This window comes from Flavobacterium sp. P3_A6 (assembly GCF_056403035.1).
The window spans coordinates 44,870-67,838 of record NZ_JBFUGG010000013.1 but is presented as its reverse complement, the minus strand read 5'-3'; the positions used below and the strand labels follow the sequence as shown (position 1 = coordinate 67,838).

The following is a 22,969-nucleotide window of genomic DNA, read 5'->3' as shown; positions in this document are numbered from 1 at the left end:
AAATGCTCAGACTTTTCAAATGTCTCTAAATTTGGTTTTATTTCTTGCCCCATCTGTAAACAGGATAAAAGTCTCCTGACTTTTACGGTAAACATTTTTTAATGCTATGTTCCATTATGTTTTAGTTCAATGTCGTTGATATAACATTGGGGGTAAAAGGGAAAGGCATAAATTGCTCGAATTTTCACATTTTTTTTGAATCCGTGTTAATTCGGGCAATTCATGTCAAATTTTAATTAGGAATAATCGTTAGGATTATTTTGTCTTTTCCGAAACAATTTCTACAACAGCAGCAGCTTCTTGTAAACCTTCTGCGCTGGCTTTTATTTCTATTTTTCCAGTTTCTTGATTAGCCTTAATAATAGCAATTGCTTTGCCTTGATAAGCTCTTACTGTGGAACCTTGGTAGCCTTCGCGGCTTATGATGTTTCCATTATCGACTGCAATGATTTTACCAAAATCAGTAATTGTGAATTTTATTTGATTGTCGGCATTTGCACATCTAATTCCTTTTTCATCAACAATTGTTGCAGTAATAAATGACACATCATCCCAGTTGTTTGCAAGAGCAGCGTTGCTTTTGGTTAGGATAATTTTGGCTGGTTTTCCAGCAGAACTGTGTTCTTCCTGCGCTGTAATTTTTCCGTTGTTTTTTCCAATTGCTTTTATAGTTCCCTGTTCAAAAGTAACATTCCATTCTCTTGGTGAGTCATCAGCCGGTTTTTTTAATGATCCTAATGATTTGTCATTCAGAAAAAGTTCCACTTCATCACAATTACTGTAAACATTTACTTTGGCATTATCATAAGTGTCAAAATCACTCGGTGTCCAATCTGAAATCCAGAACCCGGCTCCAGCATTATCTGATTTTCTCACAATATGCACCACAGGCTTTGAAGACCACCAGCTTTCTCTTTGTAAAGACTGCTGTTTCCAGTTTCCAGCTCTGTCAAACAAACCTTGATTGTTAGTGGTCTCTGGCCAATCGGCTTCACCCAGATAATCATAGCCTGTCCATAAAAACTGTCCGGCCATATACGGTTTGTCTCTCAACGCCAGCCATTGGCTAATGATATGAGTGTTTTCGGTACCGATAACTTTCCAAGTCGGATGCTCTTCGTGCGCAGCAATCAATTCGTTTTCACGGTAATTTTGCCCTATCACATCCATTTGTGCTGCAAAGCCGCTAAGATATACTTTAGAATTAGCCGGTCTGAAAAGTGCCATGGTTACTGGTTTGGTGCTGTCGTATTTTTTTACAATATCTTCCTGCATTTTATAGGCTTTGTATCCTTCCGGATAGCTAAGATCATCATGGATTTCATTTCCAATGCTGTAAATAACAATAGAAGGATGGTTTCTGTCTCTCAAAATCATGTCTTTCGTATCTTGTTCCCACCAATCTTTAAAGTACAGATTATAGCCTTTTTCACCATTATGTTTGGCTGCGGTCCAAGTATCGAAGGTTTCATCCATAACTACAAATCCCATTTGATCGCACAAATCAAGAAATTCTGGAGCTACAGGATTGTGCGAGGTACGAATTCCATTTACGCCCGCTTCTTTTAATTTTTTCAATCGTTCTTTCCAAACACCCAGAGGAACAGCAGCACCAACGGCACCTCCATCGTGATGAAGGCAGACTCCTTTTATTTTGTAATTTTTATTGTTTAGCCAAAAACCAGTTTCGGCTCTAAACTCAGCATTTTTTATCCCAAATGAAATCGTCTGATTGTCAATAAGTGTTTTGCCTGAGTATAATTTGGTTACCGCAGTATATAAATTTGGTTCTTCAATATCCCATAATTTAGGATTTAGAATTTCAATATCTTTAGATAATTCGATGGTTTTGTTTTCGGTGCTATTTTCTTGGCTTTCGCTTGATTTAACTATCTTTCCTTTGCTGTCAATAATGTCAATCTGTAATTTATAAGTTCCAGCTGTTCCGTTGTTTTCTATTTCAGTTTTAATATTCACAATGGCTTTTTGAGCAGTTGGATTTGGAGTTGTAATTTGTGTTCCCCAATGTTTAAAATGTGTTGCATTTAGAGCCACTAAGCGCACATGGCGATAAATTCCTGCACCAGTATAATAGCGGGAAGCAGGCTGAATTGAATTATCAGCGCGAACTGCAATTACATTGGTTTTGTCTTTTCCAAAATTTAAATAAGGAGTAAGGTCATACGTAAAACTGATATAGCCATAAGGACGTCTGCCTAAATGTGTCCCGTTAATCCATACATCGCTGTTTGCCATGACACCGTCAAATTCGATAGAAAATATTTTATTAGCGTCAGCAGAGTCTAATTGAAAAGACTTGCGGTACCATCCAATTCCTGCCGGTAAATAACCGCCGCCACGTGCAGATGGGTTTTCTCGGTCATAAGTGCCTTCGATACTCCAATCGTGAGGAACATCCAGCGTTCTCCATGCTTTGTCGTTAAATTCCGGTTTTTCGGCGTCTGCAATTTCTCCTGTTGTAAATTGCCATTTGGCATCAAAGCTGATCGTTTTTCTCCCTTGAGAAAAAATGGCTGTTGTTGCAAATATTAAACTAAATAAGAAGCTAAGTATAAATTGCTGCACCCTTGTTTTTTTAAAATCATTCATTTTGTTGGGGTTATATTATTTTTTTTAATGCTTATTTTAAAATAAGGTCAATTTTTTTTAATTCTTCTTTGCTGAAAGCGGTGTTTTCTAAGGCCTTAATGGAATCTAAAATTTGTTCAGGTTTACTGGAACCAATTAATACCGAAGTCACTCTGTCATCACGTAAAATCCAGGCCAATGCCATTTGTGCTAATTTTTGTTCTCTTTCTTTCGCAATGTTATTAAGCGCTTTGATTTTGTTCAGCCTTTCAGGGGTAATATGGTTCGCATTTAGAAATTGTCCGCTGGTAGCAACTCTTGAGTCAGCAGGAATTCCATTTATATATTTATCGGTCAGTAATCCCTGTGCCAATGGAGAAAACGGAATACAGCCTACTTGTTCTTTTCCTAATAAATCCAAAAGTCCATCTTCTACCCAGCGTTCAAACATCGAATATTTGGGCTGGTGAATCAGGCAGGGCGTTCCCATTTCTTTAAGTATTTTAAAGGCTTTTTCAGCTTCAGCGGGGCGGTAGTTTGAAATACCGACATACAAAGCTTTTCCTTGCTGTACGATTAAATTCAAAGCTGCCATTGTTTCTTCCAAAGGAGTTTCCGGGTCTGGTCTGTGGTGGTAAAAAATATCCACATATTCTAAATTCATTCTTTTTAAGCTTTGGTCTAAACTGGAAATTAAGTATTTCTTGGATCCCCAGTCGCCATAAGGGCCATCCCACATGGTGTATCCGGCTTTGGATGAAATAATCATTTCATCTCTATAGTTTTTGAAATCTGATTTTAAAATTTTGCCTAAGCATTCTTCTGCCGATCCTGGAGGCGGGCCATAATTATTAGCCAGATCAAAATGGGTAATTCCGTTATCAAAAGCTGTTTTTATTAAGTTTCTGCTGTTTTCAAAATCACTGTTTTGTCCAAAGTTGTGCCAAAGGCCTAATGAAAAAGCAGAAAGTTTAAGTCCTGAATTTCCGCATCTGCGGTATTCCATCTTGTCATATCTGTCTGTTGCTGGTTGATAAGTCATTTTTATTAGTTTTACGTAATCGTTTACGGGAATTATTTAAAATTTTTTAATTCTTTTTTGAAGACTCTCTTAGTATTAATGTTGGGGTCAGTATTCTTTTTTGCTGATTAATTTTTTCTCCTTTTTTTGAAATCAATTCATAGATGAGGTTGAATGCTTCTTCCCCCATTTGAACTGTTTTTTGATCGACAGTAGATAGGGAAGGAGTAATGTGTTCGCCAAATAAATCATTGCAAAAACCGATTATTCCGAATTGATTCGGGACTTTAATTCCTTTTTCTTTTAATTCTTTTAAGGCACCCAGTGCGGTAAAATCTTCTGCAGCGAAAATGGAATCTGGTTTTTTTTCTAATCCTAAAAAATATTGAACCCCTTTTCTTCCTGCTTCAATACTGATGTCACCACTGTAAATCAGATTTTGCTCGAAATTAATATTGTATTGATTTAAAGCAGTTTTGTAGCCTCGGATTCTTTCGCTGAAAGCTTTTATCTGCTGCGGTCCGGAAATATGAGCAATCCTTTGATATCCTGACTTTATTAAAGATTCGGTTGCCATGAATGCTCCTATATAATCATCGGTACAAACAGATGAAATTTCTAATTCATCATTGGTGCGGTCAAAAAAAGCAATTGGAATGTTTTTCTTTTTGACTGATTCGAAGTGTGAAAAATCAGTCGTATTTTTAGAAATGGATGCTAAAATTCCATCCACTCTTGCTCCTATAAAAGTATCAATTCCCTTTTTTTCGAACTCTTCGTTTTCATTTGACTGATAGATGAGTACATCATAACCGTGCTGGCTTGCCAGATTTGAGATTCCATGAATTACGGAGCCAAAAAATAAATGTTCGGCTGTTGGAATTAATACTCCGATAACTTTTGTTTTTCCCGAACGTAATGAAGAAGCAATTCTATTAGGCCTGTAGTCAAGACGTTCTGCGGCCGCTTTTACTTTTTTCTTGGTGGTTGCGCTTATTTCCGGATGATCGCTGAGAGCGCGTGAAACTGTTGCCGGTGCAATACCTAATTCTTTTGCAATATCGCTAATGGTAATTTTTGCTTTCATATTTTCGTAATCGATTACGAAAATAGATTATTATTTTGAATTTACGAATGAGAGCGCAGTTAAATTTGTTTAAAGGCACAAAAAAAGCTTCAAATTTCTCTGAAGCTTCCTTATCTCAATAATTGTGCTAATAATTTGGTTTGTTCTAAAATCTCTTCCTTAATAATTATAAAAAAGGCTATTAAATTCTTGTGTAATTTATAATAGAAACAAGTTGGATGTAATTCATATTTTGAGCTTACAAAAAAAATACTATTTTTTTACGCTCTTATATAGGATGTATTATTGTTGATTTTGATTCCTGATTTCAATTTGCTTGTTTGTGAATGAACGGCACTTTCTTTGTTTTTTTGGACTCTACGGTTCAAATGTTTTTGAACTGCAAGCCTTGCCATTAAATAACTCACTGTTGATTCTGCTCCCTGATTCAAATTAATATAATCTTCCTCTAAACCATCGTAACATCCTCCTGTACAAGGGTTATAGATGATTTGATGTAAATGGTTGTTTCCTAAAAACCAGCTGAAACCAATTTCCATTTTTTCCAAATACTCTTTTTCTTGGAAAACAGTATAAAATTTATTCAGAGCGAGTATAGTGTATGCCACATCTATAGGCTGTTCACCGCCTATTGGTTTTTCTTTTGGTTCTTTTCCATTGATAAGCCAGCCTTTGTTTGAAATGACTTTTATACTGTTGTTTGTGTAAATTTTAGACAATAAAAAGTCAAAGGATTTTTTGGCAATTACTTTATAACTGTTTTCTCCGGTTGCTAAATAGGCACACAGCATTGCTTCGGGCAAAATACTATTGGCATAAGTAAGATAGCTTTCATACCATAGCCAGTTTTCTTTTGATTCATGTTGGTACATTTTAGAGAGCTTGTCGGCTAAGTGTTTTATCAGGGAAACATTTTGAATTGAGTTATTTTTCAAATTACTGTAATAGATGCCTTTTATAATAAAAGCCATTGCTCTGGTGGAATGAATTTTAGTGGCGTTTATCAGTGCTTTCTGCATCAGTGAGACCGCTTTTTCTTTTAAATCTGCCGGCAATAAATCTCCGATAGAAATTAAGCGGCCCAATGCCCAAATGGCTCTTCCGTTAGCATCTGCAAGGTTTTCACTGTTTTGTTTGGTGAATTTTTTATCTGTGTCAACATAATTTAAAAAATAACCGTCAGGCTGAAAACAGAATTTTATAAAATTGAAATATTGAGTGATGTATGGCAAATCAGCAGCATCATTTGTCAATTCAAAATGCTGGCACATTGCCACTAAAGCCCGCGCATTGTCATCTATAGTATAGCCAGAGTCCAAATCAGGCTGATTGATTTTGGAAAACTGAATCATTCCAAATGAAGTTGTCAGTCTTTTGAAATGATTAAGATTGATTTCGGGAATTCTATAGTGCAAATGCATTTTTTTAGGAGCTGTTTTTTTAAACAGCATTGCATGAGCAAGAGCGGAGTTCTGCCAAACCGTTGGCGCTAATTTATGAATGCCGTTTGAGGCAATTTTTTTACGCAATTGCTCATCACCTAATAAACGGATAACTTGTTCGGATAACTGTTCTGGGTTTTCAAAATCTACAATAATACCAGTTCCTTCTTTCAGTACTTCAATGGCATGCGGAATTGGAGTAGAAATAATCGGACAGCCACAGCTTATTGCATAAGAAAAAGTACCGCTTACGGCCTGATTTCTGTCTTTGGTGGTAAAAAGATAAATATCGGTTAGCTGCAGATATTCCAGCAGTGATTTTAACGGTAAATATTCATCAATAAATTTTACATTATTCTCTAACTTCAGGTCTTTTATTTTTTCTTTTAGAAAGTTTCTATATTTTTCGCCTTCATGTCTCACAACACTTGGATGAGTTTTTCCGATAATAAGGAATAATACATTTGGTTCTTTTTTGACAATGCTTTGTAAAGCATCTAAAGTTGTTTCAATACATTTTCCGGAGCTTAGCAATCCAAAGGTTGAAATGATTTTTTGTCCAGACAAATTATATTTTTCTTTGAGAACTTCTTTATTTAAGTGTTCTACTAAATGTGTACCATGCGGAATTACTGTAATTTTGTCCTGTAAAACATCATAATCATTTTCTAATAATCGTGCAGAATTATTGGTCATTACAATAAAGGCATCAACCATATTATTGATTTCTTGAACATGTGTTCTAAATTTTTCGTCCGGACGAGGTAAAACGGTATGAAAAACAACAATGATGGGTTTATTGACTGATTTTAAAAATGAAATAAAATCTTCTTCATTTCCTCTAAACAAACCAAATTCATGCTGAATCAAAACTATTTCGATGGCTTTATTTCTATTGATGTTTTTAGCTAATTCCGAATACGAATTCTGATTGTCTGTTTCCAAAACAGCATATATATCATCAGCATAAGCGTGCTTTTCATTTTGAAGTTCTAAAGCTGCAATTTTTATGTCAAATGATTTTTTAAATTGGCTGTTTAGTGCCAAAATTAAATCTTGAGAATAGGTTGCAATGCCGCATTCCCGAGGCGGAAAAGTGGTAATAAATAGAATTTCAGGTGACTTGATTTCTTTTTTTTGAAAATCTGTTATATTGTTAGGACTGTTTATCAGTTCTTTCTTGGTTGTATATAAATGGATATTTTTCATCGGTGTATAACTTTTATTGGTGTATAACTTTTCAATTTATTTTTTATATAAAATTAATTCCTTCAGCAATTGGGATAAACTCATGGATGCGCACCCAATTCTTTCATCTGCAGCACCATAATAGATATATAAAATATCGTCAAAAACTACAGCACCAGTTGGAAAGCACACATTATTGACTTCTCCTTTTAATTCCCAGCTTTCCTCGGGCTTAAACAGCGGGTAGGGAAGTCTGGCAATTTCTGTCTGAGGGTTTTCTATATCAAATAGTCCTGCACAAGCCGAATAAACATAGCTATTTGTCGAACTATGAACTCCATGATAAATAATAAGCCAGCCCAATTCAGTTTCTATTGGCGGACAGCCGCCTCCAACATAGCTTATTTCATGATCATGATTTGGGGAAAACAATATATTATTCTTGAAATGAATTAAATAATTTCGCCAAAACTCTTCGGTTAAATCCTCTAATGATTCAAATCCAATTACCATTTGTATTTCAGGTTTGATGCGATGCAGAAAACAGAACTTTTTATTGATTTTTCTTGGGAAAAAAATAATGTCCTTATCCCAAAGCATCTTTTTTGTTCCTCTTTTTTTAATAATATTATTGTGCTGATTGTAGCGATAATATTTTTCTTCCAGTACGTCATTTGTGTCAGCCAGATCATCAAACTCTTCATATTTAATTTGAGGAACGATGATTCCTCTTTTTTCAAAATGTATTAAATCCTTAGAAGTTGCTAATGCTCCCAAAGCATTTACGCCATCATAAGCCGTATAAGTCAGATAATATAAATCTTCTATTTTCACTATCCTAGGATCTTCCATCCCATGGCTTTCATAATCAAATTCAGGAGAAAGTAACGGTGTTTTCATTCTTTCTTCGATTTCCAGCGGTCCCATTAATTTGCAATATCCAATACTTGAATAATTTGTTTTGCTAACTGCCCTGTAAAACATGTGAACAAAATCTCCTTCTCTGATAGTGGCTGGATTCAGAACGGCTCCATTTTCAAAATCCAGTGAGGTTTCTTTGAGTATTATTCCATGTTTTTTTACTTCTATCATAATTTTTACATCCAGAATTTTGGGTTTTTAGTAATAATTATAAAGGTCAATTTTTATAGATTGTAGTTGTTATATTAGTTTTATAAAAAGTTGCAATATTCACACTTTTGTTTTTTTATTAGGTGAAAGTGAGATGTAACTAAGTGTTAATTGGTTGTTATTCAGTAATAAAAAATGTTGTTTAAGTTACAAATAAAAACTGGATCTTAGTAATATGATAATGTTAATAATTTAATAATTATAAATAAATTCGTATATTTTTTAAAATTAAAAAAACCTCTGAATTATTTAGAGGTTTATAAGTTGTCGATTTATATATTTTTTAAGGAATTCTTTGTTTTTATTTCTCACCAAAATGATAGCATAATCCGTATAAAAAAGTATCTACTACATTATCAGCGCCAACAAGAACTCCTATATTTGGCGTAATTCTTACTTCTAGGGCTCCTCCATAGGCAAGCTGAATTGTTGTGTTTTCAGCATACATTTGTTTTAAGCTGCTGCCGCCAATTTTTACTGTTACTGTAACCCTTTCAAATTCTCCTCCTAATGAGCCATATATTGCATAAAATGATTTTTCATCATTCACTATATCAAATTGAGTTCTTTCAAACGAAACTCCATACGTTAGGATATCAGTATATGAAACCCCTATCTCATAAGAACTGGGTGATGCTAATAAACTGACTTGAGTGCCTGGATGATAGTTATTATTATCTTTGGCATACTGTTCTCTTTTTGATTGTGAGTTTGCATATGATGTTATTAAAACCATTAGTAATAGTAATTTTTTCATAACTGTTCATTTAAAAAGTTACTAAATCATCTTCTTTAATTTTCCGATATGTGTTGTTTGTTAAATGTCTGTCACTAATAAAGTAGGTAGTGTCTGCGAAATAATCTAAAAATTAAAAGTAAGTTCTGGGGTGACTGTTGCTTTAAATTCCTCACTCAATTATATCTATATGTAAAGTTAATACATTAATAATCAATACGTATAAAAATTAAATACAATTTTACTGCCTAAAATTATAAATGGTTAAAATAATTAAACAAACGGATGCATTTTTTGTTTTATTTATTTGTGGAGTGAAAAATGTCTTGGAAATAAGAGATTAGATACTTTGCTTCCCGAAGAGTTTTTATGAAAAGCTGTACGAATCCCACTGACTTTGCATAATTTTTTTTGATGTCTTCTAAATTGTTTTTATATATTTATACTATAAGAATGATATGCATTCTTTAAATTATTGTCCTTATTGGTTTAAAACAGTAGGGATAAATCTGGCTTATGATTTCACAGGAACTGTCACCTATAAATTTGCATACGCGTGAGGATTCTATTTAATCAAAAAGTATAATTCAGGTCAATATTTAACAATCAATAATTCAATTTAGATCTTACATGCCCGAAATCATTATTAATTCATTTTCAGTAGCAATTTGTTTCCTAATAGGAATATTGGCTATTTTTTATTTGCCATATAATAAAAAAGGAAATCTCTGGTTTGGTATTTTTCTTTTATCACTTGGTTTTATGCTGTTGAGTAGAATAATATTTCAGGAAAATTTATCTGAAAAGTACCCGAATATCATACCAATTTCTGAGCTTTCCCGCTTTATCGTGGCACCAAGTTTTTATTTAAGTGCATGGTATTATACCCACTTAAGCGAAATTAGTTTTAGAAAAAAAGTACTACATTTTATACCTGCAACAGCATTTATTCTTTTAATATCATTGCCTTACTTTCTTTCAGGAGGGAATATTACACATTTGATAGGAGAACATGCCAGCACTATTCTTGGAAAGCTAATGCGTTTTGCAGTACCTGTGCAGATTATTATTTATTGGATTTTATCATATAGAATATTAAAAAAACACGGCATCAGTATACTTTTATTTTCGTCTCAAAAAAAAGAAAGAGACTTGAATTGGCTGTTAGGTATATTGATAGGAATGTTTTTTTTAATTGCGGTTTGGCTTATAATTAAAATAAAAGAAAATAGCGGTCTTAATTCAGTGAGTGCCTATCTCTACCTGATGCTGATATTATTTATGGTATACAGCCTTTTAAGACAAAAGGAGATTTTTTTCAAAAGTAAAACAGAGAACGAAGCGCTTAAAAATATCATTTATGCTGATTTTTCGATTCACCCAGAGAAATCTGTGTCAAGATTAAGTGATCAGGAATTATCAAAGTATAAGACAGTCCTGGATGGTCTTTTAGAAAAAGAGGAAGTTTTTATTGATCCTGAAATTAACTTGTCTTCGCTGGCTGATAAAGTTGGAATCTCAATGAATGATTTATCTTTTCTGATCAACAACAGTTATAATATGAATTTCTATTCATTAATGAACAACTACAGGATAGAAAAAGTGAAAGAGATGCTGGCACAAAAACAATACAGTCATTTAACAATTCTTGGGATTGCTTATGAAGCAGGATTTACTTCCAAATCAACTTTCAACAATGCGTTCAAAAGAGCAACAGGAATTACCCCAAGCGAATACATGAAAAAAATAGTACAATCCCAAATTCCGCATTAGAAATCTATTACATCTGAATTCTTCTTCAAAACTAAGAACTTACTCCTGTTTTTAAAATCAAAATACAAAAGTATTCCTCTTTTAAAAATAGTCCGTGAGCTCTTGTTTTTATTGAACAATTCAGCTTCACTGCGAAGTCTAATGCAGAATCTGGGATGAAAAGAGGTCTGAATGGGTACATTTGGACGACTCAAATTGCTATAAGATGTTTTTTTGCTGTGAATTTAAAACAGTAAATATTATGTATTCAACATCTTTAAAAAACAAAATTTGGCTAGGGTTATGTTTCGGATTGGTAGTAGGCGTAGTTTTCAGAAGGTTATCCTTTAAATATTTTTCTCCATGGATTCCGACTCCGTTTTTACTGGGTATAGGAATTTTGGTATTAATTGCAGGATTAATTCTGCCTTATGTCTGGCATGCCAGGGAAAGGCGAAACGAAATCAATGGCGTTAAACTAAAAACAAACCTTGAGCATTGGACTCTTTATGCACTTTGCCTTGACTCGATTATGTTTGGTGTTCAAAAAATCCAGGGACTCCAAATGATAGTTCTGTTAGGAAAATTAGAACTGCCTTTAAGCAGTTTACCCGGAGAAACTCTAATGTGGGCATTCTTCAAGTATTCCTATCCTTTTATCGTACTAATAGCCTTATTGCAAATTTTGACTGCGGTTCTTTTGCTTTTCTCAAGAACGAGACTTTTCGGATTGATTTTAGCAATTATCATGTTAACTTTTATAATATGCCTTGATGTCTTTTATCATTTGCCTGTGGGTGTATTGCTTCATGCCATAATATCGTTGTTAGGTGTGTTTTACTTTTTATCGCAGGACAGGAAAAGACTAATGGATTTTATTTTTCAGCCTTTACAAGGAACTAAAAGTTTAAACATTTCTAATCTTTATAAAAATATGTACAGAATTTCTTTATTTGTCTGGCCTTTATTGTTTACTTTCATTTATGATTTTCCAAATAAACACCCAGAGCTGACGGGTAAATATCAGGTTGAAAATTTAAAAATAAATGATGTTTCTTTTAAAGCAAAAAGCCCAAAAGACAGTGTGTTAACAACCGTATACATGGATCTTGAAGATGATTTTGTATTGGACTTTAATGACTATAGATACAGATACATCGGAACCTATTTTCTTAACGAAAAAAACGATTCTATTACCGTTAAATGGAGATACCCTTCGGATAAATTAGATGAGTTTAAAGGCAAATTGATAAGAACAAATGGTAAATTGCTCTTGAATGGAAAAATGAATGGCGAAAAACTTGAAATGAAATTGAATAAGTAATTTTGTAAAATTTACTGATTTTTTTAATTTAGAATTTATTCTACAAAAAAAAGCTTCGGAGAAATCTGAAGCTTTTCTAGTAGTGGGAAGCATTCAAATATCTAACCAGTTTTTTGAGGATTTTTGTAATGTTTTGGCATGTGCATCCTAAGTTACTGGTATTTTTCCAACTCTCTTTTAAGTTTTTTGTAAGATATAATACTTTAGATTTCTGTTAATTATGTAGTTATAAAGTTATGTTTCTAAATAATTCGTTTAATTTTTTAGTTATACAAACTGCTATTCAATTTGAAGAAAGTGATGCTATTTGTAATTGTGCCCGCCAAACAGTTATTGGAGATATCGTTCCTAAAGCTGTCATATGCTGAGAAAGAATCAAATGGTTAGACAAGGATAATTATGTTTAAATCATTTTGTAAAGTAGCAGTTTAACTTTTGGATTCCTTAAATATTCGTATTTGATTCTGACAGATGCGACAGAACCTTGATCCAGCTATTTGCTATTCGTAAAACCAAACCTCTAATGTTACCATCGTCATCAAGAAAATAAACTTGAACCTTATTTTTTTCCAGAGTAGGGAAGACTCTCCAATCAGACTCTCTTTTCCGAAAAGGCTACCCATCATTGTACAGAGATATTTTCTGTTTTCTTTAGGGTTTTTCTTGGATTGTGAGTTACAGAAATTAATAAATATGCAAATTATTCCAACAGTTAAAAGTTTAAAAATAGATAACAAGTATTCGGAAGCAAACTCATTTGCTTTATCTTCTTGTATTAAAACAAATCAGGTTCGCCTGATAAATGATAATTCGTTTTTTCAGCTGTTTCCAAGTCAAACAAAATGTGGTGAGAGCATTATCTAAAAAAAACTTTTAAATCAAATTATTATTTTAAAAAAAGGTCAAAAAAAAATAAATAACACAATCGGTTGTTTTTGAATGTTTTATTATTAAATTAGCAGTAAAAAACCTACTCAGGTTGAGGGGTATATTTATTAATTAAACCATTTAAGTTATGAAAAAAGTTCAAAAATTACTTATTCTATTTTTAGTGTTTATTCCCTTAATACAATTATTTGCATGGCCAGGAATGCCGCTGCCTCCTCTGCATATTGAAGGCAAAAATTTAAAGGATCCTTGCGGAAAAAACGTTTTACTACATGGTGTTGCCATAACTCCTAGTCCTTGGTTTAATGGTTGCTCTTATAACCAATGTCGTTGGGATAACTATAATGTTCAAGGTTGTCTAAATTATAATAATGCAGTTATGGATGCGCTCACAGACACGAATAACGGATGGAAATTAAATTATATAAGACTTCATATTGACCCTTACTGGACCAATAAACCTGGTTGTTCAGCAGGAGAAAATGATATCTCATGTTTTGATTACAATAGATTAGTAACTTATGTAGATCAAGTTATAATCCCTTTAATTAATCATGCCAGAAGCAGAGGACTCTATGTTGTCCTTCGTCCTCCTGGCGTATGTCCTCAGCGAATTGCTTATGGAGACAATTACCATAATTATTTAAGAAAGGTATGGCAATATCTATCGAACCATCCAAATTTAAAGAACGTAGATAATGTTATGTTTGAAATAGCCAATGAGCCTGTAGAAATACTTGGGACGAATGGAAATTGGGGTGCAACGGGTGATGAGCATTTTGCAGCTTTACATAATTACTTTCAAGATTTAGTAAATATAATTAAGGCTAATGGTGCAAATAATGTTTGCTGGATACCAGGAACGGGATATCAATCTCATTACCAAGGATATCCAAACCATTTGATAACAGGAGGCAATATAGGTTATGCTGTTCATGTTTATCCAGGATATTGGGGAGCTAATGCAGAAAATACCGCTAGTTTTAATAATGCTTGGAATGCTAACGTGCAACCGATTGCTAACGTAGCACCTATTATGATAACAGAAACGGATTGGTCCCCTACTGGTGCCGGAACATGGGGTACTGGTACAACAAGTGGTTTTGGTCTTAATCTGAAAGGCAGAATTGATGCTGCTGGAAATTGTAGTTGGAATTTACTTCAGCCAGAAGAGTTGATAACTAACGCAGATCCATATAATGTTACAACTGCTTTCAATAACAATTGGGAGGCTTGTGCTGCGCCAATTAAGCAGTGGTTCGCTGCATATGCAAATAATAATATGCCATCGCAAAACTGTAGTAGTACTTCACTAGTAAACAATGGTGTTTACGAAATTGAATTTAAAACAAATTCAAATAAAGTATTAGATCTTAAGTATGGAGCTAATGCAAATGGTACTGTAATCCGCCCTTGGGATAGATTAGGAGGAACACCACAACAATGGATTGCTATTGATGCTGGAAACGGCTATTGGCGTTTTAAATCAAATGCAAGTTCTACAGGACGTGTAATAGATCTTGAGAGCGCAGATCCAACAAATGGAAAATCGATAAGACTTTGGGATGATTATAATAATGATGCTCAAAAATGGTTAGTAACCGATGCTGGTAATGGTTATTATAGCATAAAATCAGCCGTAAATACATCAAAAAGCTGGGACATTTCTAATTGTAATATGGATGGTACAGCAAACCTTCAACTTTGGGAATATTACGGGACTTCATGTCAATTATTTAAGTTCAATAAAATAGGAAATACTTCAAAAAGAGCAGATGAGAAAAATATTTTAAAAAATAATTTTGAAATAGATACTGATGTCCAAGTATATCCTAATCCATCAAAGGGTGGAGAGTTTAATATTTATTTCGCTTCACAATCAGACGAAAATTATTCTCTAACCATATACTCAACAGGCGGCGAGCTATTATACGAAACAAAAAATCTAAAATCTAATACTAATCAAGTTATTAGAACTAAACTTGCTAGAGGTTTATATTTGGGGGTGATTTCTCAAAATTCAACTACAACAACCAAAAAGATATCAATTGAATAGCCTATTCTAAAATAATACATATAGATTTTGAGATTAACTTTATAATTTTATTCATCATTATTTATTGATTGCAAAACCACTATTTTAAATTGAGTTTAAAGTAGTGGTTTTATTTTTTACCCCCTGCTGGCGCGAGCGTCCCGCTCGTGAACGCAACGAGACGTTGACAAAGTGGGTGGTTTTATAAACATGGTTAAAACAAAAAAAAGCTCCAGATTTCTCTGAAGCTTTGTCTTAGTAGCGGGAACAGGACTCGAACCTGTGACCTTCGGGTTATGAGCCCGACGAGCTGCCTACTGCTCTATCCCGCGATGTACGTTTTGTAATCTCAATAAGGCTACCTTAGTAGCGGGAACAGGACTCGAACCTGTGACCTTCGGGTTATGAGCCCGACGAGCTGCCTACTGCTCTATCCCGCGATGTTTCGGGTGCAAAGATACGCCGAATTTTGATAAATCCAATGAAAACTTAAAAAAATGTTTTATTTTATCTATTGACTTGATATGACTACCTTTGCACCATAAATTTAAGTAGAAATGTCACATAAAGCAGGTTTTGTAAACATCATAGGGAATCCAAACGTTGGGAAATCAACGCTAATGAACGCCTTTGTTGGTGAAAGATTATCAATTATTACGTCTAAAGCGCAAACAACTCGTCATAGGATTCTTGGAATTGTTAATGGAGAAGATTTTCAAATGATCTTGTCGGATACGCCTGGAATCATCAAACCGGCTTACGAAATGCAGGAATCGATGATGAATTTTGTGAAGTCCGCTTTTGAAGATGCTGATGTTTTAATCTATATGGTAGAAATTGGTGAGCAGGAATTGAAAGACGAAGCTTTTTTTAATAAAATTATCCATTCGAAAATTCCGGTTTTATTGCTGTTGAATAAAATTGACAACTCGAATCAAGCTCAGTTGGAAGAGCAAGTGGCTTTTTGGACTGCCAAAGTTCCTAATGCAGAAATCTATCCAATATCGGCTTTACAGAATTTTAATGTTCCTGAAGTTTTTCAAAGGATTATTTCGTTGTTGCCGGAATCACCGGCTTATTATCCAAAAGACCAATTGACGGACAAGCCGGAACGTTTCTTTGTAAACGAAACAATCCGTGAAAAAATATTATTGAATTATAGTAAAGAGATTCCATACGCAGTAGAAATTGTTACGGAAGAATTTTTGGAAGATGAGAATATCATCCGCATCCGTTCTTTGATTATGGTAGAACGAGATACGCAAAAAGGAATTATAATTGGCCATAAAGGTGCTGCTTTGAAAAAAGTGGGAATGGACGCCCGTGTAGATTTAGAGAAATTCTTTGGAAAACAAATCCATATTGAATTGTACGTGAAAGTGAATAAAAACTGGAGAAGCAACGCGAATCAGTTGAAGCGTTTTGGTTATAATCAATAGGGACAGGCCGCGCTTGTCCGTACTTGTAAAATAGAATGATTTGAATCAGCATTGGATTTTTCTGATGCTGATTTTTTTTAACCGCAAAGCTTTGTGTTCTTTGCATAATCCTTAGCGAACCTTGCGGTTAATTTTTTATAAAGGAGATTCTAAGATTTCTAAAAATACCTTTTCGATATCATTCATTTGTTTTTCGCCGTTGCTTCGGATTTGCTTAGCGATGACGTAGAGCAGAAACCATGCAAAAATCATGAGGGACATTACGGCGAAATCGCCTGTTGTGGATTTTTTTAAAATATAGTCAGAGTAGGCGATACCGCAAAAAATGATAAACGTTCCCGCTATCATGAAGTGCAGGAACATGAAAAATGTCCATAAATTGGGATCAGGGCCAAATAAACCGCGGATGTGGGTTTGGTTTTCGCCTTTGGACTCCATTTCGAGATGTAAATGTGGTGACCAATAGGCTTTTTTTGAACCTTTGATGTTAATCCAAATGTGGTATTCTTTTATTTTTAAAATGTAATCTGGGGATTTGGTGGTAGTAAAATGGATGAATTTTTGACGCAAAGAATCAATGCTAAGATCGACTTCTTTGTAGAAGCGTAAGCGCAAACGAATCTCATTATTGGCATCCATAATTTTCGAAATGAATTGGTTAAGTGAACAAGCTCTGGCGAATATACCAAAAAAATTGATATTCATGGTTTTAAACACTACCTTTGCGACCCGAAACTGGAAAGCAGTATTCGGAAGAAGTAAATATTTGAATTTATATTATGAACAATATTGTTGCGATAGTAGGAAGACCTAATGTAGGGAAATCAACCCTTTTTAATAGGCTGATACAAAGAAGAGAAGCTATTGTGGATTCGGTTTCTGGAGTTACCAGAGATAGAAACTATGGTAAAAGCGAGTGGAACGGAAAAGAGTTTTCTGTGATTGATACGGGAGGATATGTTCGCGGATCTGATGATGTTTTTGAAGGTGAAATCCGTAAACAAGTAGAATTGGCTATCGATGAAGCCGATGTTATTATATTTGTGGTAGATGTTGAAGAGGGAATTACCCCAATGGATGATGTTGTTGCCCGTTTGCTGCGTAAAGTGACCAAGCCTGTTTTATTGGCTGTGAACAAGGTAGATAATGCTATGCGTGAGAAAGACGCTCTTGAGTTTTATAACCTTGGATTAGGTGATTATTTTACTTTTGCCAGTATTTCCGGAAGCGGAACAGGAGATTTATTGGATGCTTTGATTGATGCTTTTCCAGAGAAACCATTACCAGTTCAAGAAGAAGTAGTATTGCCTCGTTTTGCAGTTGTAGGTCGTCCTAATGCAGGAAAATCTAGTTTTATCAATGCATTAATTGGTAAAGAACGTTTTATGGTAACTGATATTGCGGGAACTACTCGTGATGCGATTGATACAAAATTTGACCGTTTTGGTTTTGAATTTAACTTGGTGGATACGGCAGGTATTCGCCGTAAAGCCAAAGTGAAAGAAGATTTGGAGTTTTACTCCGTAATGCGTTCGGTTCGTGCGATTGAGCATGCCGATATTTGTATCTTGGTAATTGATGCAACCCGTGGATTTGAAGGACAGGATCAAAGTATTTTTTGGTTAGCCGAAAAGAATCGTAAAGGTGTTGTAATCCTTGTGAATAAATGGGATTTGGTTGAAAAAGATACGATGTCAACTCGTGATTATGAAGAGAAAATCAAGAAAGAACTAATGCCGTTTACGGATGTGCCTATTCTTTTTGTTTCGGCTTTGACCAAACAGCGTTTATTGAAAGCATTGGAAGCGACTGTTCAGGTTTATGAAAACAGACAGCAGCGTATTGCTACTTCAAAATTCAACGAATTTATGTTGAAAGTGATAGAAGCGTATCCGCCGCCAGCAACCAAAGGAAAGTATGTAAAAATTAAATATTGCATGCAGTTGCCAACTCAAACACCACAGTTTGTGTTTTTTGCCAATATGCCACAATATGTTAAGGAACCTTACAAACGTTACCTTGAAAATAAAATTAGAGAAAACTGGGACTTTTCAGGAGTGCCAATCGATATTTATATTAGAGAGAAATAAAATTAAAATCCCGAGCAATCGGGATTTTTTTTTTGCTTTGTTTAGGTGTATCTACGCCTTGTTTCTTGATGTTTATATGTTAAATAGAAAATTTGTTAAATAAATGTTTAATGTATAGTTAAACCTTTTGTAAAGTTTAATGTCTTAATCATATTGTTTAATAAAATATTGTATGTCTAAAATTTACTATTCTTTACTGTTTGTACTCTTCTTTTTTGCTGCTCATGCTCAAAATAACATTATTATCAAAGGAACTGTCTATGATATTAATACTCAGAAGCCACTAGAATCGGCTATGGTTTATTTTTCGAATGTAAAAGATTCTACAGTTGTTGAATATACAACTACTGATAAAAATGGGGATTTTAAAATTAACACTAAAAAATATGAGAAGCCGGTTTTCTTGAAGATAAATTTTATGGGCTATCAGACATATACTGAGGAGCAGAATAAACTTTTGGAAAATAAGGATTTTGGGAAATTATACTTATCGCAAAACGAAACGACATTAAAGGAGGTCGTTATAAAAAGTGATGCTCCGCCTATTCGTATAAAAAAAGACACTTTAGAGTTTAACGCAGCTTCTTATAAAGTGCGTCCTGATGCTACTGTAGAAGTTTTATTGAAACAATTGCCAGGAGTTGAGGTGGATACAGATGGAAAGGTTACCGCAAATGGGAAAGAAGTAACACAGTTTTTGGTTAATGGAAAATCTTTCTTTGGGAAAGATGGCGCTATATTGCTAAAAAACATGCCAGCTGATATGATTAATAAAGTTCAGGTTTCTGATTTTAAAACTAAAAAAGAAGAGCTTTCAAAACAAGAAGCCAGTTCAGATGATGCCAGTATTAATTTTACTATCGATGAAAAGAAAAATAAGGGTCTTTTTGGGAAAGTAATGGGCGGTTATGGATCAGATGATCGTTATGAGAATAGTTTTATATTGAACTATTTTAATAATAAACGAAAAATAAGTGTATTGGGTTCTGCCAATAATATCAATTCGACTGGTTTTGCCATGGATGAAGTATTTGATAATATGGGTGGTGGCAGAAATAGCAAACAAGCAACTAGATCTACAGCATCGGGAAAAGGGATTACAACAACTAATATGTTTAGTTTTAATTATTCTGATGAGTGGGCGAAAGTTTTGAACACAACGGCAGGTTATGATTTTAAGAATACAATTAATGAAAATCAATCTAAATCCAGGCAAGCCGAATTTTTATCTTCTACAAGTACTAATTTTACCGATTCGAATTCAAAAACGAGAAATGAAGGAACTGAAAATAAAGCCAATTTTGAGTTTGAATATAAAATAGATCCAACAACGAGACTTGTTGTTACGCCAAACATCAGTAAATCACGTACTAATAGTAACTCAGAATCTTCTAGTGCTGCTACAGATCAAGATGGAGTATCTTTAAATGAAAGTAACGCGACTTCATATAAAGAAAATTCATCTACTAATTTTGGGAATACGATAAACTTCAATAAAGCTTTTGAAAGAAAAGCCCGTAACCTGAGTTTTGTTTTCAGTAATAATAATTCCAATAGCGATTCGGATGCCCTCAATCAGTCTAAAACTATTTTTCATCAAGGCAACAGACCTGATGATGTACGTAATCAAAATGGGAAAAGTAATAATTCTGCAGACTCATATTCAACCGAAATTGAATTTACTGAACCAATAACTGACTCGCTGCGAATTCGTTTTGGTACAGAATTGGGATGGGATAGTGAGGTAAATAATTCTAAGACATATGATTATGATGATGCTGCTCAATCCTATTCTATTTTAAATAATTTACAAACAAATTACATCACCTCAAGACAAAATTCGATTACGCCAAAAGCGGGTCTTACTTTCGAAAAAAACAATTTTACTTTTACTTTGAGTTCCAAAACCTCTATTGTTGATTATGACAATTATTCATTATATCTGAATAAAGATACCTATTTGAATCAGCAATATATTCTGCCTTATGGCAATGCACAAATTAGGTATAAGTTTGAAAAATCAAAATTCATTACTTTTAGATATAATTATTCAAGCACCCTTCCTTCTGCAACTCAATTAATGCCGGTAGCGAATTTGGCAAATCCTTTGAATACTGTAGTGGGAAATCCAGAATTGAATTTAAACAAAGTAAATAGTGTAAATATTAATTTTAGAAATTTTGATGTGCGTACCCGTTCTGGGTATAACTTGTTTGCAACTGCGAATTTTTTTGACAGTGCAGTGGTTGCTTCTTCTATTTATGACGCAACTTCAGGAAAAAGAACGACTACCTATAAAAACGTCACAGGGACTTATAATACTAGTGTTGGAGGAAACTGGGGGCAAAGTATAAAAAGAGATGCTCATGTTATTCGATATGGTTTGCGCTTTAATGGCAGTTATTCTTTGGACAAAAAATTCACCAATGATATTTTATACAGTGCAAAATCATTAGGGATTTCACCAAGCGTTTTTCTTTCCTATGATTATGGCGAGCTGCTTACTGTGGCACCTTCTTATGGTCTGTCTTATAGTGAATCAACATATAGTAATTCGTCAATAAAAGCCAGCTCAAATGTGGTGCACAGAATAAACATTCAAACTACTAATTATTGGCCTAAAAACTGGATTTTCGGAAATGATTTCGGATATAATTACAATTCGAATATTTCAGGTGATTTCAAAAAAGATTTTTATTTATGGAATACCAGTTTGTCTTATGGTTTTTTTCAAAAGAAAATGACTTTAAAAGTAAAAGTCTATGATGTTTTAAATCAAAATCAAAGTGCTGCCAGAACAATATCTGCAACAACAATTCGTGATGAAGAAAATACGGTTCTAAAAAGATATGCAATGTTTTCTTTAACGTATAAAATTGGTAGTTTCGGCGGACCGAGAGAAAGACGTCCTCCAGGAGGTAATAACGGTGGTTTTAGAAGAGATAGAGATAATATGAATATGGATTAATTTTATGATATCGCTGATTGTATATAAAACAGTTTTTTGATAAAAATTTAAGGAATTATTGGTTAAACCTTTTGAAAATAAAATAGTCTTATAGTTTTAATCTTAAAAATAAATAAATATGAAATCACTGATTCACGAATGCTCAAAAAGCAATTTTAAAATTGTGAGTAAAAAATTAATCTTAGCAGTATTATTTGCTATTAGCGCTTCTTCTTTTGCCCAAGAGCAAACTAAACCAGAGGAAAAATCTGGCAAGCCCAAAAGAGAAAAGCAAACTCCAGAACAAAGGAGCCAAGCTCAGTTGGATAAACTGACTAAGGAATTAAGCTTGATTCCTCAACAGCAAGAGCAAATAAAGCCGATTCTTGCAGAACAAAATGCTAAACTGGAAGCCTTAAGAGCAGAACGAACGGGAAATAATCCGAGAGAGATGTCTGCCGAAGAAAGAGATGCTTTTAGAGCCAAAAGACAAGAAGATAAAAAAACAACTGATGCTAAGTTACAAGCAATTTTGACTCCCGAGCAGTTTAAAAAAATGAAAGACATCGAGAAAGCTAACATGGACAGAATGAGAGAGTCTAGAGGAAATTGGGGGAACAGAGATAATGGTGATAACGGCGGTAATATGGGAAATAGAGAGGAAAACTAATTCTAATCAATAAAAAAAGTCCCAAGCATAACTTTATGTTTGGGACTTTTCTTTGTCTAATGTATTTTGAAATGTGTTTGGTTGTTTCGAAAAACATTTTTTAGAATGATTTTCATATTAACGCTTAATTTTTTTTTGAGGTTTTGTGTTCCTCTTCATAAAAAGCGATGAAAACCATAAAGAGAGCTGCACCCAAACCCAAAAGATACATTGACATTATGACTGGAAGAAACAGAAATAGATTTGCTTGATATATCGCTGTAAAAACCATGACATAAATTGTGGAAAACCACACCAATTTGACGGGGAAATTTTTCATAACTTTCTATTTACTATAAAGTTACATGTTGTTTGTGTAAAATTTAGTTAATTCATAATTAATCAATTCTTAAAATTTAAATAATTTAATAAAACTAATTTAGTATTACTTTTTTTATAAAAATGGGATGCTTTGTAGAGAGTTCTGCTATTTGCAAGAAATAGTTTGTTTAATTTTTTTAAGATGAAAATATTTCATGAATAGACAAGCTTTGTTGTTTTTCATCCCTCTCTTTTTATAATTACTTTGATGTTTTTTAATAGTTCGAATACAATTATATATAAGTCTGCCAAAAGCCCAATTCCAAAAAG

Annotated in this window: 14 protein-coding genes and 2 tRNA genes; 7 read left to right on the top strand and 9 right to left on the bottom strand. The window is 33.8% G+C overall.

Translation table 11 applies throughout. From position 1 onward, the window contains the following. Positions 1-255: 255 nt before the first annotated feature. The 6 genes from AC1DVP_RS13785 to AC1DVP_RS13760 form a co-directional block, all read right to left on the bottom strand. Positions 256-2,610 carry a glycoside hydrolase family 2 TIM barrel-domain containing protein gene (locus tag AC1DVP_RS13785; protein WP_477184057.1) on the bottom strand — a complete coding sequence of 785 codons (2,355 nt, stop codon included), beginning with the start codon at positions 2,608-2,610 and terminating at the stop codon, positions 256-258. A 31-nt stretch (positions 2,611-2,641) separates the two neighbouring features. Continuing rightward, entirely contained in the window at positions 2,642-3,631 is a 990-nt protein-coding gene (gene mgrA, locus AC1DVP_RS13780) for an L-glyceraldehyde 3-phosphate reductase (RefSeq protein WP_477184056.1), read from the bottom strand. A 46-nt stretch (positions 3,632-3,677) separates the two neighbouring features. Then, positions 3,678-4,697 carry a LacI family DNA-binding transcriptional regulator gene (locus tag AC1DVP_RS13775; RefSeq protein ID WP_477184055.1) on the bottom strand — a complete coding sequence of 340 codons (1,020 nt, stop codon included), beginning with the start codon at positions 4,695-4,697 and terminating at the stop codon, positions 3,678-3,680. A 260-nt stretch (positions 4,698-4,957) separates the two neighbouring features. Beyond that, positions 4,958-7,348, bottom strand: a complete 2,391-nt coding sequence (locus tag AC1DVP_RS13770; RefSeq protein ID WP_477184054.1) for a glycosyltransferase — start codon at positions 7,346-7,348, stop codon at positions 4,958-4,960. Between the two features lie 36 nt (positions 7,349-7,384). Further along, positions 7,385-8,419 carry a glycoside hydrolase family 130 protein gene (locus AC1DVP_RS13765; protein ID WP_477184053.1) on the bottom strand — a complete coding sequence of 345 codons (1,035 nt, stop codon included), beginning with the start codon at positions 8,417-8,419 and terminating at the stop codon, positions 7,385-7,387. A 340-nt stretch (positions 8,420-8,759) separates the two neighbouring features. Next, positions 8,760-9,215, bottom strand: a complete 456-nt coding sequence (locus tag AC1DVP_RS13760; RefSeq protein ID WP_477184052.1) for a hypothetical protein — start codon at positions 9,213-9,215, stop codon at positions 8,760-8,762. A 609-nt stretch (positions 9,216-9,824) separates the two neighbouring features. Here AC1DVP_RS13760 and AC1DVP_RS13755 point away from each other — a divergent pair. From AC1DVP_RS13755 to AC1DVP_RS13745, 3 genes are all read left to right on the top strand, one after another. Then, positions 9,825-10,967: a helix-turn-helix domain-containing protein gene (locus tag AC1DVP_RS13755; protein ID WP_477184051.1), complete on the top strand. Its 1,143-nt coding sequence runs from the start codon at positions 9,825-9,827 to the stop codon at positions 10,965-10,967. Positions 10,968-11,208: 241 nt separating this feature from the next. Further along, positions 11,209-12,270, top strand: a complete 1,062-nt coding sequence (locus AC1DVP_RS13750) for a hypothetical protein (protein ID WP_477184050.1) — start codon at positions 11,209-11,211, stop codon at positions 12,268-12,270. 1,015 nt (positions 12,271-13,285) lie between these two features. Next, positions 13,286-15,214, top strand: coding sequence for an RICIN domain-containing protein (locus tag AC1DVP_RS13745; RefSeq protein ID WP_477184049.1), 1,929 nt, complete (start codon positions 13,286-13,288; stop codon positions 15,212-15,214). A gap of 238 nt (positions 15,215-15,452) precedes the next feature. On the opposite strand, the gene AC1DVP_RS13740 is transcribed toward AC1DVP_RS13745, so the two are convergent. Further along, positions 15,453-15,525: transfer RNA gene (locus AC1DVP_RS13740), tRNA-Met, on the bottom strand. 35 nt (positions 15,526-15,560) lie between these two features. Beyond that, positions 15,561-15,633: transfer RNA gene (locus AC1DVP_RS13735), tRNA-Met, on the bottom strand. Between the two features lie 117 nt (positions 15,634-15,750). Here AC1DVP_RS13735 and era point away from each other — a divergent pair. Beyond that, positions 15,751-16,632 (top strand): GTPase Era, encoded by an 882-nt coding sequence (gene era, locus AC1DVP_RS13730; protein WP_477184048.1) that lies wholly within the window; start codon positions 15,751-15,753, stop codon positions 16,630-16,632. Positions 16,633-16,767: 135 nt separating this feature from the next. On the opposite strand, the gene AC1DVP_RS13725 is transcribed toward era, so the two are convergent. Continuing rightward, a complete protein-coding gene (locus AC1DVP_RS13725; RefSeq protein WP_477184047.1) occupies positions 16,768-17,337 on the bottom strand; it encodes a hypothetical protein in 570 nt (189 codons plus the stop codon). Positions 17,338-17,411: 74 nt separating this feature from the next. On the opposite strand from AC1DVP_RS13725, the gene der reads away from it, so the two are divergent. The 3 genes from der (at position 17,412) to AC1DVP_RS13710 (ending at position 22,339) form a co-directional block, all read left to right on the top strand. Beyond that, the gene (gene der, locus AC1DVP_RS13720) at positions 17,412-18,722 is read left to right on the top strand and encodes a ribosome biogenesis GTPase Der (protein WP_477184046.1); all 1,311 of its coding nucleotides are present in this window, start codon (positions 17,412-17,414) and stop codon (positions 18,720-18,722) included. A 172-nt stretch (positions 18,723-18,894) separates the two neighbouring features. Next, complete coding sequence (locus tag AC1DVP_RS13715) at positions 18,895-21,690, top strand: outer membrane beta-barrel protein (RefSeq protein WP_477184045.1); 2,796 nt, start codon at positions 18,895-18,897, stop codon at positions 21,688-21,690. 118 nt (positions 21,691-21,808) lie between these two features. Next, a complete protein-coding gene (locus tag AC1DVP_RS13710) occupies positions 21,809-22,339 on the top strand; it encodes a hypothetical protein (protein WP_477184044.1) in 531 nt (176 codons plus the stop codon). Positions 22,340-22,969 lie beyond the last annotated feature (630 nt).

Excerpts from the sequence above, each read along its gene's own strand:
- mgrA (WP_477184056.1), bottom strand. The coding sequence starts at position 3,631 with ATGACTTATCAACCAGCAACAGACAGATATGACAAGATGGAATACCGC.
- AC1DVP_RS13750 (WP_477184050.1), top strand. The coding sequence starts at position 11,209 with ATGTATTCAACATCTTTAAAAAACAAAATTTGGCTAGGGTTATGTTTC.
- der (WP_477184046.1), top strand. The coding sequence starts at position 17,412 with ATGAACAATATTGTTGCGATAGTAGGAAGACCTAATGTAGGGAAATCA.
- AC1DVP_RS13725 (WP_477184047.1), bottom strand. The coding sequence starts at position 17,337 with ATGAATATCAATTTTTTTGGTATATTCGCCAGAGCTTGTTCACTTAAC.
- AC1DVP_RS13715 (WP_477184045.1), top strand. The coding sequence starts at position 18,895 with ATGTCTAAAATTTACTATTCTTTACTGTTTGTACTCTTCTTTTTTGCT.
- AC1DVP_RS13765 (WP_477184053.1), bottom strand. The coding sequence starts at position 8,419 with ATGATAGAAGTAAAAAAACATGGAATAATACTCAAAGAAACCTCACTG.
- AC1DVP_RS13785 (WP_477184057.1), bottom strand. The coding sequence starts at position 2,610 with ATGAATGATTTTAAAAAAACAAGGGTGCAGCAATTTATACTTAGCTTC.
- AC1DVP_RS13755 (WP_477184051.1), top strand. The coding sequence starts at position 9,825 with ATGCCCGAAATCATTATTAATTCATTTTCAGTAGCAATTTGTTTCCTA.
- era (WP_477184048.1), top strand. The coding sequence starts at position 15,751 with ATGTCACATAAAGCAGGTTTTGTAAACATCATAGGGAATCCAAACGTT.
- AC1DVP_RS13760 (WP_477184052.1), bottom strand. The coding sequence starts at position 9,215 with ATGAAAAAATTACTATTACTAATGGTTTTAATAACATCATATGCAAAC.
- AC1DVP_RS13745 (WP_477184049.1), top strand. The coding sequence starts at position 13,286 with ATGAAAAAAGTTCAAAAATTACTTATTCTATTTTTAGTGTTTATTCCC.
- AC1DVP_RS13770 (WP_477184054.1), bottom strand. The coding sequence starts at position 7,348 with ATGAAAAATATCCATTTATATACAACCAAGAAAGAACTGATAAACAGT.
- AC1DVP_RS13775 (WP_477184055.1), bottom strand. The coding sequence starts at position 4,697 with ATGAAAGCAAAAATTACCATTAGCGATATTGCAAAAGAATTAGGTATT.
- AC1DVP_RS13710 (WP_477184044.1), top strand. The coding sequence starts at position 21,809 with ATGAAATCACTGATTCACGAATGCTCAAAAAGCAATTTTAAAATTGTG.